The organism is Microbacterium sp. 2RAF4, assembly GCF_052115285.1.
Lineage (GTDB): Bacteria > Actinomycetota > Actinomycetes > Actinomycetales > Microbacteriaceae > Microbacterium > Microbacterium oxydans.
This window is the reverse complement of record NZ_JBFRGI010000002.1, coordinates 1,641,859-1,657,573: the sequence shown is the minus strand read 5'-3', so window position 1 is coordinate 1,657,573 and position 15,715 is coordinate 1,641,859. Positions and strand designations below refer to the sequence as shown.

The 15,715-nt window shown below is 68.6% G+C and carries 11 protein-coding genes; 6 read left to right on the top strand and 5 right to left on the bottom strand.

What is annotated here, in order from left to right:
* Positions 1-16: 16 nt before the first annotated feature.
* Entirely contained in the window at positions 17-724 is a 708-nt protein-coding gene (locus AB4070_RS12455) for an aspartate/glutamate racemase family protein (RefSeq protein WP_441980359.1), read from the top strand.
* A 6-nt stretch (positions 725-730) separates the two neighbouring features.
* Here AB4070_RS12455 and AB4070_RS12450 read toward each other — a convergent pair whose 3' ends face one another.
* A complete protein-coding gene (locus tag AB4070_RS12450; RefSeq protein ID WP_441980358.1) occupies positions 731-1,168 on the bottom strand; it encodes an SRPBCC family protein in 438 nt (145 codons plus the stop codon).
* A 160-nt stretch (positions 1,169-1,328) separates the two neighbouring features.
* Here AB4070_RS12450 and AB4070_RS12445 point away from each other — a divergent pair, with 160 nt between their 5' ends.
* Entirely contained in the window at positions 1,329-2,657 is a 1,329-nt protein-coding gene (locus AB4070_RS12445; protein WP_441980357.1) for a cytochrome P450, read from the top strand.
* Positions 2,658-2,761: 104 nt separating this feature from the next.
* Positions 2,762-3,946 carry a zinc-dependent alcohol dehydrogenase gene (locus AB4070_RS12440; protein ID WP_441980356.1) on the top strand — a complete coding sequence of 395 codons (1,185 nt, stop codon included), beginning with the start codon at positions 2,762-2,764 and terminating at the stop codon, positions 3,944-3,946.
* 69 nt (positions 3,947-4,015) lie between these two features.
* On the opposite strand, the gene AB4070_RS12435 is transcribed toward AB4070_RS12440, so the two are convergent.
* On the bottom strand, positions 4,016-4,318 hold the full coding sequence (locus AB4070_RS12435; protein ID WP_441980355.1) for a hypothetical protein: 303 nt from the start codon (positions 4,316-4,318) through the stop codon (positions 4,016-4,018).
* The gene (locus AB4070_RS12430) at positions 4,315-4,485 is read right to left on the bottom strand and encodes a hypothetical protein (RefSeq protein ID WP_441980354.1); all 171 of its coding nucleotides are present in this window, start codon (positions 4,483-4,485) and stop codon (positions 4,315-4,317) included. The genes AB4070_RS12435 and AB4070_RS12430 overlap by 4 nt, the downstream gene beginning before the upstream one ends.
* Positions 4,486-4,960: 475 nt before the next feature.
* Between AB4070_RS12430 and AB4070_RS12425 the strand changes: the two genes are divergently transcribed.
* Positions 4,961-6,175 (top strand): calcium:proton antiporter, encoded by a 1,215-nt coding sequence (locus AB4070_RS12425; protein WP_441980353.1) that lies wholly within the window; start codon positions 4,961-4,963, stop codon positions 6,173-6,175.
* Between the two features lie 21 nt (positions 6,176-6,196).
* Here AB4070_RS12425 and AB4070_RS12420 read toward each other — a convergent pair whose 3' ends face one another.
* Entirely contained in the window at positions 6,197-8,041 is a 1,845-nt protein-coding gene (locus tag AB4070_RS12420; protein ID WP_441980352.1) for an MOSC domain-containing protein, read from the bottom strand.
* 202 nt (positions 8,042-8,243) lie between these two features.
* Here AB4070_RS12420 and gap point away from each other — a divergent pair, with 202 nt between their 5' ends.
* Together gap and AB4070_RS12410 are read left to right on the top strand one after the other, a co-directional pair.
* Positions 8,244-9,275, top strand: a complete 1,032-nt coding sequence (gene gap, locus AB4070_RS12415; protein ID WP_441980351.1) for a type I glyceraldehyde-3-phosphate dehydrogenase — start codon at positions 8,244-8,246, stop codon at positions 9,273-9,275.
* Between the two features lie 131 nt (positions 9,276-9,406).
* Entirely contained in the window at positions 9,407-9,589 is a 183-nt protein-coding gene (locus AB4070_RS12410; protein ID WP_441980350.1) for a hypothetical protein, read from the top strand.
* Between the two features lie 10 nt (positions 9,590-9,599).
* On the opposite strand, the gene AB4070_RS12405 is transcribed toward AB4070_RS12410, so the two are convergent.
* On the bottom strand, positions 9,600-15,578 hold the full coding sequence (locus AB4070_RS12405; RefSeq protein ID WP_441980349.1) for a DUF5979 domain-containing protein: 5,979 nt from the start codon (positions 15,576-15,578) through the stop codon (positions 9,600-9,602).
* Positions 15,579-15,715 lie beyond the last annotated feature (137 nt).

Sequence of the window (15,715 nt, the reverse complement as noted above, 5' to 3'; positions counted from 1 at the left end):
GGGGAGTGGTGCGTCGATGAAGACGATCGGTGTCCTGGGCGGGATGAGCTGGGAGTCGTCGCTGGAGTGGTACCGGCTGGCGAACGAAAGGGTGCGCGCGCAGCGCGGTGGCCATCACTCGGCACGCATCCTCCTGGACTCGCTCGACTTCGCGGAGATCGAGGCGATGCAGGCGCGCGGCGACTGGGAGGCCGCCGCTGATCTGCTCGCGTCGCGCGCCGCGGCGCTGGAGGGTGCCGGTGCGGAGCTTCTCGTGCTCGCGACCAACACGATGCACCTGGTCGCCGACCGCATCCGCGCGGCAGTCGGGATCCCGTTCCTGCACATCGCCGATCCCGCAGGCGAGGCGATCACCGCTGCGGGTCTGCAGACCGTCGGGCTTCTCGGCACGGCGTTCACGATGGAGCAGCCGTTCTACGCGGAACGGCTCGCGCTGCACGGAGTCCGCACACTCATCCCCGGCGTGGAGGATCGCGCCCTGGTGCACGCCGTCATCTACGACGAGCTCGTGCACGGTGTCATCCGCGACGAGTCCCGTCGACGCTACACGGAGGTGATCGAGAGCCTGGTGGCCGACGGCGCAGAGGGGATCATCCTCGGCTGCACCGAGATCGAGCTGCTCATCTCGTCCGGCGACGCACCGGTGCCCGTGTTCCCGACGACGGCGCTGCACGTGGATGCCGCGGTCGCGCTTGCCCTCGCCGGAGAGTCCGCGCCCGACTGAGCGGACTCAGTCGGCGTGCCCCTCCGCGAGGTAGGACAGGCGGTGGAGCGTCTCGGCATTGCGCCAACGCAGGATCGGGGCGGTCAGGAACTGCGGGATCAGCGCCGCGGGCCCTGCGACGGGCTCCTCATCGATACGCACCTGACATCCGGTGGGGGTCGTGCGTGCCCGCAGCGTGACCGTCGCCTCGCCCATGGGCCAGCCGCGCGCCCTGAGCACGATCCGCCGCGGCGGATCCCACTCGCGCACCTCGGTCGTGTCGTCGAGCAGCGCCGGCCAGACCCCGACGGAGTGATGCAACTGCGCACCCACCGCCGGCCACGTCCCGTCGACATCGCGCATGCGGGAAGCGCCGACCACCCACGCGGGGTACAGCCAGCCGTTCGCGAGAACGCGGAACACGTCATCCGTCGTGCACCCCAGGTCACGGGTGTTCGTCGCCATGTCTCCTCCTTGCAGCGCCGTCTGCTCCTGCGGGATCATTCTGCGCGGGATCCGGGCGCCAGGGGAGCCGCTTGACATCGCGGATCCGACGGAGATAGCACACTCCGATCCGGAGCGCTCCCCCCTGGAGTCATCACGCGCCGCCTGGCACGGTCGGAGCATGTTCCAGAGACTGAGCTCACGCGTGGTGCAGGCCGTCACTGCGGTCGTCCACGACGATTCGCCCTCGCTCCTCACCCGGGGCTACGACTTCGGCGCACGCATCTGGCGGCGTGCGGAGCCCGGTGCACGGTCGGCTCCGATGCGACTGCTCGGAGACGACGCGGTGTTCGTGCGGGGAGTCGAGGGCATCGACCTGTTCTATGACGAGGCGCGCATCGCCCGCCACGGCGCCATGCCGAAGCTCGTCCAGGAGACGCTGTTCGGGCACGGATCCGTGCACAGCCTCGACGGGGCGGCGCACCGACACCGCAAAGCGACGTTCGTCGAGGTGGCCTACGAGGATGCGCAGGTCGCGCGCCTGACGCCCTGGCTGGAGCGCGAGTGGAGAGCTGAGGAGGAGGCCTGGCTCGATGGCGGCACGCGCAGTGCGTACGACGCGGCCGTCGGGGCATTCGGTCGCGCGATCATGGGCTGGGCCGGGCTCCCGGGTACCCCGGCAGCGAAGACCCGGTGGGCGGCACGGCTTGCGCAGATCGTCGACGGCTTCGGCGTGCCCTACTCGCCCGAGTACGTGGCCGCTTTCGTGAACAGGATGTGGTCAGACCGGCACGCGGCACGCCTCGTCGCTGCCGTCCGCGCCGGCTCGCTGCGGGCCGACGAGGGCACGGCCCTGGCCGAGTGGGCTGCCCATCGCGATCAGGACGGCTCGTTGCTTCCTGCCCGACTCGCCGGCATCGAGCTGCAGAACAGTATCCGCCCGATGATCGCCGCGGCGCGTTTCGTGGCCTTCGCGGCCAAGGAACTGCACGACAGGCCCGAATGGCGCGAGCGGATCGCCGCCGAGACCGTCGAACGGAATGCGCTGGTGAACGGGCCGCTGGCTGTGATGTTCGCGCAGGAGGTGCGGCGCACCGCGCTGTTCGTGCCCATGCTGCCCGGGCGCGCGATCGTCGACATCGAGATCGGCGATGTGCGGGTGCCGGCCGGCGGGCGCGTGGTGCTGGACATCCTCGGCACCGACACCGACGAACGATCGTGGGCCCACCCGCATCGTTTCGCACCCGAGCGCTTCACCGACGTCGAAGATCACGAGTCGATCCGCACCTTCATCCCGCAGGGTGGGTCAGACGTCCCCACAGGGCACCGCTGCCCCGGCGAGAAGCTCGTGATCGCCGGGCTCTCGGCGGCGATCGCCGTGCTGAGCGATCCGCGTCTCGACATCCTCGACACCGGACTCGAGGTGAATCGGCGACGACTGCCGACCAGACCCGCATCGGGTGGTGCGGTGCGCAAGAGCGGATCGACCCGCGGCTGTCCGTTCCACTGAGACGCGCGTCCGCACGTCGATCGGCAACTGTCAACCCGGTGGCCGGTCCTTGCGGGAACGAGGAGCGTGGAGCGGACGACGAAGACCGATGATCGGAGGACATCATGAAGGCATTGACCTGGCAGGGCAAGCGCACGGTGACGGTGGAGGAGGTTCCCGATCCGGTCATCCAGCAGCCGGAGGATGCGATCATCCGGGTCACGTCCTCGGCGATCTGCGGTTCCGACCTGCATCTGTACGAGCTGCTCGGTCCGTTCCTCGATCGCGGCGACATCCTCGGCCACGAGCCGATGGGAGTGGTCGTCGAGGTGGGTGCGGACGTGAAGACCCTCGCCGTGGGAGACCGCGTCGTCATCCCGTTCAACATCGCATGCGGAGAGTGCTACCTGTGCCGACGCGGCTTCCAGTCGCAGTGCGAGACCACCCAGGTGCGCGAGTACGGCAGCGGAGCCGCCCTCTTCGGGTACACGAAGCTGTACGGGCAGGTCCCCGGCGGACAGGCGGAGTACCTGCGGGTGCCCCTCGCCGACTACAACCACATCCCCATCGCGAGCGACCTGCCCGATGAGCGTTACCTGTTCCTCAGCGACATCCTTCCCACCGCGTGGCAGGGAGTGGAGTATGCACAGGTGCCGGACGACGGAACCCTCGTGGTGATGGGGCTCGGCCCGGTCGGGCAGTTCGTCTCCCGCATCGGACGGCACCGTGGGCACCGGGTGCTCGCCGTCGATCCGGTGCCGGAGCGCCGGGCCATGGCGGAGCGCCACGGCATCGAGACGTTCGACCTCACCGACACGATCGTGGATGAGCTGCGGGACCTGACCGACGGTCGCGGTGCCGATTCGGTGGTGGACGCCGTGGGACTCGAGGCGCACGGCAACGCGGGCGTGGAGTTCGTGCAGAAGGCGGTGGGCGTACTCCCGGACCCGGCCGCGCGACAGCTGCTCGACAAGGCGGGTGTCGATCGTCTGGCCGCCGTCTACGCCTCCATCGACACCGTCCGCCGCGGAGGGACCGTATCGCTGAGCGGGGTGTACGCGGGCGACGCCGACATCATGCCGATGAAGACACTGTTCGACAAGCAGATCACCCTGCGTATGGGGCAGTGCAACGTGAAGAACTGGGTCGATGAGCTGCTGCCCCTGGTCGAGGACATCGCCGACCCGCTCGGCGTGATGGACCTCACCACGCACAGTGCGCCCCTCGACGACGCACCTGAGCTTTACCGCACCTTCCAGAAGAAGGAAGACGGTTGCATCAAGGTGGTGCTGCGCCCATCGACGGTGTGACGCGAGCCTGACAGGCGCGATTGTCAGACGAGGCAGTCAGGCGAGGCAGTCAGGCGAAGGACGGAGACCTCAGGCGCGGCGGCCGGGGTCTCCGTCTTCGCGAGTCGCCTCATCGACATCGGGCCGACGGGTGCCGATACCCGGGTCGTCGTTGTGCGTCGACTCGTCAGGCACCGACGAGCGGGATCCGGGCTCGACCCCGACCGCCGACGCGGCACCGGAGTCGGCACCCGCTCCTCCAGCCGGCACGTCTCCCGAGTGCGCTGGCCGGTCGCCCCCTCGCTCGGCGAGGTGCTCGGCGATCCGGGATTCGGCGTCGCCCTCGACCGGTGAGTCCGCTGCCTCCGGACGCGGTCCCTCGCCCCCACTCATTCGGTGCCGTCCCTGAGGTCGGCGGGAGCGTCACCGCTGTGGCCCGCGCCCTCGTCTTCCGGAGCGAGGTCGCCCTGGCCCTCTTCGCCCAGCTCCGCCTCGATAGGGTCTTCGCCCTGTGTCTCCGGCTGCTCGCCTTCGGTGGGATACACGTCGGGATTCGACATCCTGCACTCCTCTCGTCGGGAGGACCAGAGTGGAACGGAATCCGCCGGGATGCAGGACCGTTGACACCCGAGCGACGGCGGGGTAACCCGGCTCTACAGGCATAGAGGCTCGATGGCGTCTGGGTCGGTGGGCGCATCGCGCAGAACTCGGCGATGCGCCCACCGGGTCGAGTCCGCTCAGCCCTTCGCGCCCTTGCGGGGCTTGATGAACTCGGCCGGCGCATTCTTCTCGCGCTTCGCGGCTCGCTTCTCCTTGAGTGTGAGCTGCGGTGCCTTCTTGGTCTTTCCGGACATGGTGTCTCGCTTCCCCTTCAGTGGCTGGCGTAACCTCCGACCATAGTGAGAACCCGGGGGAAGTCAAATTTCCTCTTGACCGGGAAATTTTTGATAGACTGAACGCCTGAGAACAACCACGGAGGACGACCTCCGACTGTGGGACTCGACGGGGACGACCCCACCTCGAAGGAGTCCGGCGATGTCACGCACGGAACTGAAGACGTTGATCGGCCCGACGGACATCGTCCGTGTCGTCCTGGGATGGGGAGCCTTCGCCGCCCTCCTTCTCCTCCACCCGGTGCTGGCGCCTCCCGTGGCCACCCCGGTGCTCATCATCGCGCTCGCTGTCATCATCGCGGTGATCCTCGTCTGCGCGTTCGGCGTCGTGAAGCAGGCGGAAGCACTCGCGCATCGACTGGGCGACCCGTACGGCTCGCTGGTCCTGACGCTCTCGATCGTGATGATCGAGGTGATCCTGATCTCGGCCGTCATGCTCGGACCAGGTGAGCACGCGACCATCGCCCGCGACTCGGTCATGGCCGTCGCGATGATCATCCTGAACCTCGTGATCGGACTCGCCCTCCTCGTCGGCGGACTCCGCCACCGCGGCATGGCCCACAACCGCACCGGCACCTCCGCGTACCTGTCCATGCTGGTCGTTCTCGTCGCGTTCGCCTTCGGCCTCCCCGCCCTGATCGGCACGGACGGGTCCTACACGGTGGCGCAGGAGATCCCGATCATCGTGCTCACCCTCGCGCTCTACGCGTTCTTCCTCTATCGGCAGATGGGCGCGCAGGCAGGCGACTTCACCGAGGTCGACCCACGCCTGCTGCAGAGTCCGCAACGCCAGGAGCAGACCGAGCAACGCCAGGAGCAGACCGAGCAACGCCAGGAGCAGACCGAGCAACGCCAGGAGACGACAGAGAAGCATGGCGGGATCCGTGAGGTTCTCGCCGAGCATCGCACGGAGATCCTCGTCCGGCTGGCACTGCTGGTGGTCACCGTCATCCCGATCGTGCTCCTGTCCCACGACATGGCGGCGCTGCTCGACGATGGGCTGGGCCGTCTCGGCGCTCCGGTCGCCCTCGCCGGCGTGCTCATCGCAGGCATCGTGTTCCTTCCCGAGTCGATCACCGCGGTGCGCGCCGCTCTCGGCGGAGAAGCTCAGCGCGTCAACAACCTCTGCCACGGCGCACTCGTCTCGACCGTCGGACTCACGATCCCCGCCGTGCTGATCATCGGCATGTTCACCGGCCAGACGGTCGTGCTCGCGGAATCGCCGGCGAACCTCCTGATGCTCGGCGTCACACTGCTGCTGTCGGTGACGACCTTCGCCGCGAAACGCGTGACGGCGATGCACGGCGCCGCACACCTGGTGACCTTCGCGGTCTACCTCGTGGTGCTCTTGAGCTGAGCCGGCCGGACGCCTCCGGATTCACGTTCCGGCAGGTGCGCCGTCCAGATGCAGAGGGGTCAGTGGTGCAGCGCTGCAGACGGCGATGCGCCCTGGCCCCGGCTCGCACAACGGCTCGTTGAGATACTCGAACTCGCCGTGGGTCACGGTACGCACGCAAGTACCGCACACTCCGACGCGGCATTCGCTCGGCCAATCGAGACCCGCACTCTCGGCGGCGGTCAACAGGCTTCCCGCCGCAGGCTCCCACACGAACGAGCCCGCAGCGGAATCGATGCGCAGTGGAACGTCGGCGCGAGGCACGCGCGGCGGCCCCCACTCCGAACTCGCCGGAGAGGAGAAGAGGTCGACGTGGATGCGCTCGGGAGCGAACCCCGACTGCACGAGCAGGGCGCGCATGTCGGCAGCGAACGTCGGCGGACCGCATACCGAGGCATCCGCATGGTCGAGATCCAGGTCGGCCACGATGGACGCCAAGGCCTTGGCGTCGATCAGCCCCTCGCTGGCCGTGAAACCGTCGCAGCTCTCCGGCACCGGCGTGTCGGTGACATGGAGCTGTGCCGTCGCGTCTGCGAGCTCGGCGACCGCCCTGCATGCCTCCGCCCACAACGGCAGGGACGTCGAACTGCGCGCACTGTGCACGACCCGTATGCGACCTGCTCCGCGTCGCGCGACACGCGAGCGCAGCAGAGCCATGCTGGGAGTGATACCGATTCCTCCGCTGACCAACAGGAGATCTCTCGATGCATCGTCGCCCCCGACGCCGTGGGGCCCCGAGACGAGTATCGTCTCGCCGACCTCACGGGCATCGTGCAGCATCGTCGACACCCGCCCGTCCCGCTTCACGCTGATGCGGAACCGCCCCGGTGCGGTTCCGGAGATCGTGTACGACCGCCAGTTGGGAGTCGGTGCGTCCGGAAGGTGCACCCGCACGTGGGTTCCCGGAGGTGCGGTCGTGAGCAGGCCGAGGGGGTCCGAGAGCCAGAGGCTGACGACGTCATCGGACTCGTGCTCCCTGGCCAGCACCCGGGCAGCGCGCGGCCACCCGGGCTTGCCCTCCAGAGGTGCGACGGCCCCGGGCTCCTCGCGGAGCGCGTCACCCGCACGGACGGTGCCTCCGCCGATGACCCGTGCATAGACGCCGCAGAATGCGTAACCGTAGCGGCTGGCCAGCAGCGCGGGCACATTGAGGTCGGACACCCCTTCGACCGGGCGGATAGTGGTGGCGCGACAGCGGTCGGTCGGCTGGAAGACTTCGAGCTCGACCTCCCCGACGCGGATGCGAGCTCCCACGAGCTCGAACTCCTCGAACGGGGCCAGCCCTGTGAGGTAGAGGTTGGCTCGGAAGCGGCGACGATCGACGGGAACACCGGTCTCCCTCTCCAGCTCCTCGAGGGTCGCGAGGTTGATGATCGACAGATGCGCGTCCTCCCAATCCCAGAGCCCCTCGGAGGCGGCCTCGACCAGGCGGGGCTCGCCATGATCCGCCCCGAGGGTTCGACGCAGGAGGTCGTCGATGGCAGCCGAATCGAACGCCCCGACCTCGCCGGAGAGCGAGGACCTTCGCCCTCCTCGCGCCATACCCTCCGATGTCTCGACGACCAGGGTGGGGGAGTCGGAGCCGTCCTCGACGAGGCCGAGTGAGATGCGGGCGAGGTGCTCGTGGCGGGCGAGGTGGAAGAAGTGCTCGCGAGAGAGCCATCCCGTGGCGCTCGGAGTCGAGTCGCGGCGGGCTATCGCGAATGCCCGGTCCCCGCGCAGGCCCCGACCGGGATCGAGACGAACGGGGTCGGGAGCCGGCACGCCGGAGAGTCCCTTCACCGGATAGCGCACGATGCTGTCGACGAAACCTCGGCTCCTGGCCATGAACGTCCCCTCCCATTGCTCTTCTGATCGATCATCATCATCGGCTCTCGGATCCTCCCGGCCCCTCGGTATTCCGGCATGGGATCTCGCAGCCGTCTCCGCTGTCGGGTGCACGGATCCGTGCCGACTTCTTCCGGCCGTGATATTTTTGGCATAGGCCAAAAGTCGCACCACGCCGGAACCCGGCACAGGAGGGAGCATCATGACCACGAAGATCGCCATCAACGGCTTCGGTCGCATCGGACGGAACTACTTTCGAGCCCTGCTCGCGAAGCGATCGGATGTCGAGGTGGTCGCCGTCAACGACCTCACCGACACGCGCACGCTTGCGCACCTGCTCAAGTACGACGCGGCGAACGGCACCCTGGCCGGACCCGTGAAGCATGATGAGACGCACCTGTTCGTCAACGGACAGGCGATCCGTGTGTTCTCGGAGCGCGATCCGCTCCACCTGCCCTGGGCCGAGCTCGGCGTCGACATCGTGATCGAGTCCACCGGGCTCTTCACGAAGGCCGAGCTCGCCGCGAAACACGTGAAGGCAGGAGCCCGGAAGGTGATCATCTCGGCCCCGGCCACCGGTGACGACGGAACCTTCGTGCTGGGCGTGAACGAGCACACCTACGATCCCGAACGCCACCACATCATCTCGAACGCCTCCTGCACGACGAACTGCCTCGCCCCTGTGGCCAAGGTGTTCCACGAAGCGTTCGGGATCGAGGCCGGACTGATGACGACCGTGCACGCGTACACCGCCGACCAGAATCTGCAGGACGGCCCGCACTCCGACCTGCGGCGCGCGCGGGCGGCTGGCGTCAACATCGTGCCGACCAGCACCGGGGCGGCCAAGGCGATCGGCCGCGTGATCCCGGAGTTGGAGGGCAAGCTCGACGGCTTCGCGCTGCGGGTGCCGGTGCTCACGGGATCCATCACCGACCTCACGGTCACCGCCTCCCGGCCCGTGACGGTGGATGAGGTGAAGGCCGCCTACCGCGCCGCCGCCGAAGGTCCGCTCAAGGGGATCCTCCGTTACACCGAGGAGGAGATCGTCTCCGCCGACATCGTCGCCGACCCGCACTCGTCGATCCTCGATGCCGGACTGATCCGGGTCATCGGCGATCAGGTGAAGGTCTCGGCCTGGTACGACAACGAGTGGGGCTACTCGAACCGTCTGGCAGACCTCACCGAGTACGTCGCCGAGCGGTTGCCGCTACGCGAGGACGACGCGCGTGTCTGAGTCGACCATCGACACCGCGGTGTTCACCCTCGACGTATCGGAATGGGTGAACAGCGCTCCGGTCAGCCCGGAATCACTCCGTGGACGGGTCGTGGTGGTCGCAGCGCTACGGCCTCAGAGGAACACCGTCGATGATGATCGTCGACAGGGAGGGGCGTGTGCGGCAGATCGCGTTCGGGGCCGTGGACGAGCTGGCGCTCGGGGCGTATCTGGGGCGACTCCTCGCCGAACCGACTCCCCACTCCGCCCCGTCGATCCCCGGCGGGTCGGAACGGAACGGGGAGTCCTGCGACATCGACGGTTCGTGCACCTGACGCCCAGGGCCTAGCTCACGGCACCTCGTCGACGGCGGATCAGGACCGCTCCCGCGAGGAGCAGCAGCGCCCCGATACCGGCCAGCAGCGACGCGGAGGCTCCGTCCGCCCCTGTCGTCGGGAGCCCGCCGCCACCGTCCGGTAGCGGCCCGGGGGGCACGACCGGGTCGGGGGGCAGGATCGGGTACACATTGGTGATGGATGCCGTCTGGGTTGTCGGCGGCTCCGCGCCCGCCACCGAGGGTGTCGTGATCGTCACGGTCTGACCGTCTCCGACTCGGGACTGCTCGCCGTGGGCTCCGACGTCTCCGGTCTCCGAGACCACACAGGTCGAGCCCAGTGGCAGAGCGTCGAGCCGCCCCTTCAGCTGGCTCTGGTCCGAGACGGTGACGATCCCGTCGGCGGGGAGTGCCAAGGGGATTCCCGCGACCGAGCATTCGAGTCGGAAGTCGAACGTGGTGGGCGCCCGCCCGGTGTCGCCGACCACGACCTTCTGCACCGCGAGATCACCGTCCTGCAGCAGGACCCCGGCCTGCACAGGGGCCACCGAGTACTCCCGGCCCCCGGCGTCGGTCCCCACGGCACCCATCTGGTTCCACGCGATGCCGCCCGCATCGGGAACGGCGATCGGGGCGAGGTCGGGGTACGTGGCGGACTCCGGCACGTTCTGCGTCTCGTAGTGCAGAGCCAGCACGTCGCCGGGGCCGAACGAACCGGAGGCGGTACCCGTGAAGTCGATCGTGACGCGGATGCCGGTGACGTCCTCCCACGCTCCGCCGTAGGAGTCGGCCGGAGTCCATGTGGCCGTGGTGTCGCAGAGCAGGTCGTCGAACCACGCAGAAGTGGGTCCGGTACCCACGCACGGGGAAGCGGAGGTGGTGACGTCGAGAGTGAACACCGCACCGGTGGGCAGCACATTCGCGGTGAGCGAGTCGGGAAGGAGCACCGGCGCGTAGGTGCTGTTGCGCGCTGTGCCGGTGGCGAGCAGCCGGTCCCCGATCCTCGGCAGCGGATCCACGATCGACACGGTCGGGAACCCGACGGTGCCCCCGTTCACGACGGACAGCCGCCAGTCGTCGGTCGCACCCACGGCCGTGTACGCGGCGCAGGGTGTGCGCGTGTACCCATCGGGGTCGAGCGGGCAGGCGGCGTCCGGATTGTTCAGATTGACCTGGCCATCGACCAGATCGCCGTCGATCTCTCCCTTGACGTACTTGTATGCGGCGAGCGCGCCACCGGGCGACGGTTGCACGTAGTTCGTCGTCCCGCACTGATCGGCGGCGAGATCCGGAATCGTGCCCTCGCCGTTGCCGGAGGCATTGGTGCAGGAGTCGAGGTCCTCAGCGGTGGTCACGACGAAGGTGTTGGTCGTGAACTGATCGAGAGCGAGACCGGGAGCCAGCACGAGGTTGACCGTGATCGTGAAGACCTCGCCGGGAGACATGCGGTCACCCCCCTCGGGCCAGGTGAAGGTCACGTTCTTGCCCGTGTCGTCGATCAGGGCCGACACATCGGTGGAGAGCGTTCCTCCCGCAGAGGTCTGATAGGTGGGCGGTGAGAAGTCCCAGTCGAGGTATTGCGGAAGCTGGTCGGTGAGCTGGTCGATCGTGACGAAGCCCGTTCCCGTGTTGGTGAACTGCAGCGTCCAGGGCAGGCTCGCGCCGATGGACACCACGTGACTCGTTCCCGGCTGCGACTTCACGACGTCGAGCTGGTGGGTTCCCGGGTCGATGGCGAGCTCGGCATCGCCTTGGTCTTCTGCCGCGGGGTAGAGGCCGTCGAGTCTCGCGCTCTCCGCGGTCGCCGTGTTCGGGACGGTGGCGGGCAGCACCAGGGGCGACCCGTCTCGCTGCGTGGTGAGCACCACGACGTCGAAGGAGAGCTGAGCAGTCCAGTCGTCCGGCGGCGCGTTGCGGGAGAACACGTCGCCCGCGGCGTTCCGGAACACAGCCCTCACCCCGACCACCGTCGCCGGATCGACTCCGGCGGGCAAAGCGGCCGTCGCAGCGAAGACGCCCTCCGCCCAGGTCGTCCCGACGAGGGCGTCGATGCGCACCTGATCGGCGCCGGCGGGGAGGACCACGCTCAGTGCCGGATCGGGGGCGAGGCGCACGGTGTTCCAGAAGTCGGCGTCCGCATCGGTGATCGTGACCTGCTGCGTGGCGGCCGTCGAGACGCCGTCCGTCGCATCGAGCGCCACGGTGACCGGGTTCGCCAACTCGGTCTCGAGGATCGAGTCCGGTGTGATGGTCTTCGCGAGAGTCACATCGAGGAGCGCACCGATCAACTCGACCGTGTCCCTGGCCGTGTCATTGGGCCTGGACGCCGAACCGGACGGGGTGAGCACCGGATCGTAGGACTGGGCGATCACGTCGTTGGCGACGGTGCCCGGCTCCACCAGCTGGCCGGCATCCGAGCGCTCGTACTGTCGCACGCGCGTTTCGATCTGCACACCGAGATCCTCCCCGGCACGGATGCTTCCACCGTCGGTCTCGGGGTCGATACCGTGGAAGACGACGCTGACACCGACCACGGTCGCGAGGTCGGCTTCAGCGAGCGCCGCCGCTGCCGTGACGGACATCGTGCGCGTGCTCAGGGTGCCGTCGGCGGCGCGGTCCCACAGCGTGACGGTGGATGTCGCGGGGTCGACCTGATCGGCAGGGTAGCTGAACGCGAGCGACAGGACGTCGAGCCGCTCGTAGGGGTTCGACCCCGCGTCGTAGTCGGCGCCGTCGAAGGGGTCATCCGCCCAGGCATCGGCTGCGCTCACACACTGGTCCGCCGCTCCGGGTGCGCACGGGATCGGATCGGTCACGCGCACGTACGAGGCGCGGGCCGTGCTGTCGTTCCTTGCCGCGATGTCGAACGTCACGGTCGGATAGTTCGCGGGGTCCACGTCAGCCGACTCCGGGATCGTCACGGTCGCCGGCGTGACGGTCTTGTCGACGGAGACGAGCGGCGGCTGATCGATCAGCGTGATGTTGTCGCGCTCCGTATCGCTGCCGTTCCCTGCCGCCGAGGTCCAGTCCCCGCGCAGCGTGTTCCAGACGACTCCCGGGTCGGCGTCGTTGAAGGTCTGGTCGGCGCTCACCCAGCGGTCGGCGGTTGCACTCTCATCGCGCACGACGTTGCGCAGCTCCCACGTGAGGAATGTCGGTCGGTACTGTCCGACGGCCGAGGTGGCGAGCCCGGAGCCGGGTTCCGGCCGCGTCGGGTCGGTGCTGGCAGCGCGGGCGGCGTCATCCGGACGGTAGACGAGCCGCACGCCGGTGGTTCCCGCGGTCTGCTCCGGGGTGAGGGTGTAGCCGATGAACCCGTCCGCTCCCATCCACGAACCGCCGGGCGAAGCGATGGGCGTCCACGAGCCGTCGACGAACAGCCAGACCTCGGTGATGTCGTCCCAGGCCAGCAGCGGATCGTCGGCGAGTGTGACGGGGTCGATGCTCAGGAGATCGAACGCCTGGAAGACAGTCGTCGCCGCACCGGCGGGATCGGCATCGGGTGCGGTCGCAGGGTCCGTCAGATTGAGGACGTCGATCCCCGGGGTCCCCGTCCGCCACTCGTTGCGCGTGGACACGATGGCGCCGGACTGCGCATCGACGAAGTCGACGTCGGTGGTCTTGTCGCCGGTCTCGACCCAGCGCTTCTCGGCGTCGACGCCCGAGCCTTCGCCGGTCGCCGGCGTCTGGACGCCGATCGTGTCCTGATCGGTGACCACGTCGCTGTCGATGCCGTCGGGGAGACCGTCGACCTCACCGTGGCTCTGCGCCGTGGCCTCGTTCTCGTACACGGTGGGTCGCTGCGCCGACTGCTCGTCCTCGGGATCGTCACGCGGGTCGGTGGGGCCCGATCCGTCGCGCAGGTCCGTCCGCGCCTCGAAGACGAGGTGCGGCTCGACGCTGAACCCCTGGGCGAAGCCGTCCGGGTTGTCGAACGTGAAGCGGATGCCGGTGACGTCTGCGGGCGTGTCCGGAGGTGTGAGGGCGGCTGCGAACTCTGCGCGGCTCATCTGGAACGTCTGCGCGGTCGCTCCCGTGCTCACCGTGGCGAGCGTGACCCAGGTGCCGTCCGCGCGCTGGTACTCGGCGGTCGCCGTGGTGTTCGGCGGGACCTGGGTCGGGGCGATGCCCACGAGGTCGAAGGCGTTCCAGAAGTCGTCGACCTGGTCTTCGCGCCAGGTGTCCTCGACGACGATCTGCGTCGGATCGACCTGCGCCACACCGGTAGCGGTCGTGGCGGTCAGACTCGCGACGACGCTGTTCCCCGGCTCGACCGCACCGCTCGGGCTGATCCGCTTGTCGAGCGCGACATCGATCTGCGGGAAGTAGACCGCGATGTCGGCGGAGGCGGAGTCATCCGCCGTTCCCACGTCGTTCGTGGCCGTGACGTCGATCGTGTTCGTGCGCTGATGGGTGGGCGCCTCGGTGCTCACCAACGAGAGGGAGGGGTCGATCGCGACGTCGATCGTGGCAGCCGTGTTCGCGGGGATCTCCCCGGTGAACTCGATGACGAACCCGGTGACGGTCCCCGACGGCGGGGCCGGAGACGCGGAGTCGGCGAACGGCACAGGGGCCTGGGCGACTCCGTCGATGTACCAGGTGATGGTTCCCGCTGTCGCGCCCGCGGGGTAGTCGATGCCGGACGGGAATCCGCCGAACACCATGTCCGCGTCGAAGAAGCCCAGATCCGAGATGGTGAGGCTGTCCACGGGACCGTTCGAGGTGTTGGTCGCCGTGAGCTCGGCGGTCGCCTCGCCCCCTGCCGCGAGCTCGGCGGGGGTGATCGTCTTGCCCGCGAGCACCCCGATCGTCAGCGGTCCGATCTCGTAGGGCGCGGTGGCGTCGTCGCTCGCCGTCGCTCCGCCCGGGGCGTTGACGGTCGAGGTGATGCTATTGGTGACGGAGTCGCCGGTCGCGAGCGTGCTGCCGTCGTTGCGATCCGTGGCGCGTTGACCGACGGAGAACGCCGTGGACGCGGTCGCATCGGAGCCGATCGTGCCGCCCGAGTACGTCAGCCGGATGCCCCCGACGTCTGCCGGGTCGACACCGGTGGGAAGAGCCGGAGTGGCCCCTGGCGTGCCCGCCTGCCAGCTCCATGTGCCGGATCCCTCGTCGTAGACATAGGCGTCGACCTGCACGGCTGTCGCTGCCGGAGGCAGGGTCGTCGCCCCGAATCCCTGGAAGTCGACGATGCGGAACGGGTTGTCGGACGCCAGCGTCGTCGCGCCGTCGACTGCCGTCGTCGGCTCCTGGATGACGAGCGTCTCCGCGCCGATGTTCGACTGGTTCTGCGCGCCGATCGTGATCTCCGACGTCTCGCCCGGATCGAACTGCTGGGACGCGGGCGTCCAGCTCTTGCTCGCCTCGACCCCGATGACGGTGTCGACCGTGACGACCGCATCTGCGGAGTCCGTGATCGTCGCCGGCAGGTCGCCGGGACCGTTGTCCCAGTCGGCCGATGCCGTGTTCGTGACGGTGTCGCCGTTGTACTGCCAGTCCGCGGGGAGATCGAGCGGTGCCCGGAGCACCACGCTGAGTTTGAGGGTCCCGCCCGCTTCCAGCCCGATGCCGCCATCGACCGGCTGCTGGAAGACCACGCGGACGGTGCAGTCGTCGCTGACCTCGACGGGGACGCCGTTCTCCTCGACGCACCCCGTGGTGGTCGCCGTGAGCGGCAGGTCAGAGGGCGTATAGGAGGATCCGACGAACTGGAACCCCGCGAACTCCGCCGGGAGCGTGTCGGTGAGCACGACGTTGAGACAGTCGACGTCGTCGCAGACCAGGTCGACCGTGTAGGTGAACTCATCTCCAGGGCCGAGGGTGTCCTGCGTATCCAGCCCGTCGACGCGCTTGTCGATGCGGAGCGAGGACTCGGCCGCCTGGGCTGCGAGGGGAACGACGAGGCCCGCGCCGACCAGGGCGAAGACCGCGACGAGGGAGAGGAGGAACTTCCGCAGTCGACCCTCGATGGGCTGTGACGTCGTCGACATGGTGCTCGTTTCGTGGGGAAGCCACAAGGGCAACGAAGGAGTGCAGGCCGCCGACAGGTCGATGCATCAGTGATGAGGCCGGGTCGGAGACCACGTGTTCATGTTCTGGCGAGTATAGGAGCGCGAGTCGGTACCGC

Excerpts from the sequence above, each read along its gene's own strand:
- AB4070_RS12455 (WP_441980359.1), top strand. The coding sequence starts at position 17 with ATGAAGACGATCGGTGTCCTGGGCGGGATGAGCTGGGAGTCGTCGCTG.
- AB4070_RS12450 (WP_441980358.1), bottom strand. The coding sequence starts at position 1,168 with ATGGCGACGAACACCCGTGACCTGGGGTGCACGACGGATGACGTGTTC.
- AB4070_RS12445 (WP_441980357.1), top strand. The coding sequence starts at position 1,329 with ATGTTCCAGAGACTGAGCTCACGCGTGGTGCAGGCCGTCACTGCGGTC.
- AB4070_RS12440 (WP_441980356.1), top strand. The coding sequence starts at position 2,762 with ATGAAGGCATTGACCTGGCAGGGCAAGCGCACGGTGACGGTGGAGGAG.
- AB4070_RS12435 (WP_441980355.1), bottom strand. The coding sequence starts at position 4,318 with ATGAGTGGGGGCGAGGGACCGCGTCCGGAGGCAGCGGACTCACCGGTC.
- AB4070_RS12430 (WP_441980354.1), bottom strand. The coding sequence starts at position 4,485 with ATGTCGAATCCCGACGTGTATCCCACCGAAGGCGAGCAGCCGGAGACA.
- AB4070_RS12425 (WP_441980353.1), top strand. The coding sequence starts at position 4,961 with ATGTCACGCACGGAACTGAAGACGTTGATCGGCCCGACGGACATCGTC.
- AB4070_RS12420 (WP_441980352.1), bottom strand. The coding sequence starts at position 8,041 with ATGGCCAGGAGCCGAGGTTTCGTCGACAGCATCGTGCGCTATCCGGTG.
- gap (WP_441980351.1), top strand. The coding sequence starts at position 8,244 with ATGACCACGAAGATCGCCATCAACGGCTTCGGTCGCATCGGACGGAAC.
- AB4070_RS12410 (WP_441980350.1), top strand. The coding sequence starts at position 9,407 with ATGATGATCGTCGACAGGGAGGGGCGTGTGCGGCAGATCGCGTTCGGG.
- AB4070_RS12405 (WP_441980349.1), bottom strand. The coding sequence starts at position 15,578 with ATGTCGACGACGTCACAGCCCATCGAGGGTCGACTGCGGAAGTTCCTC.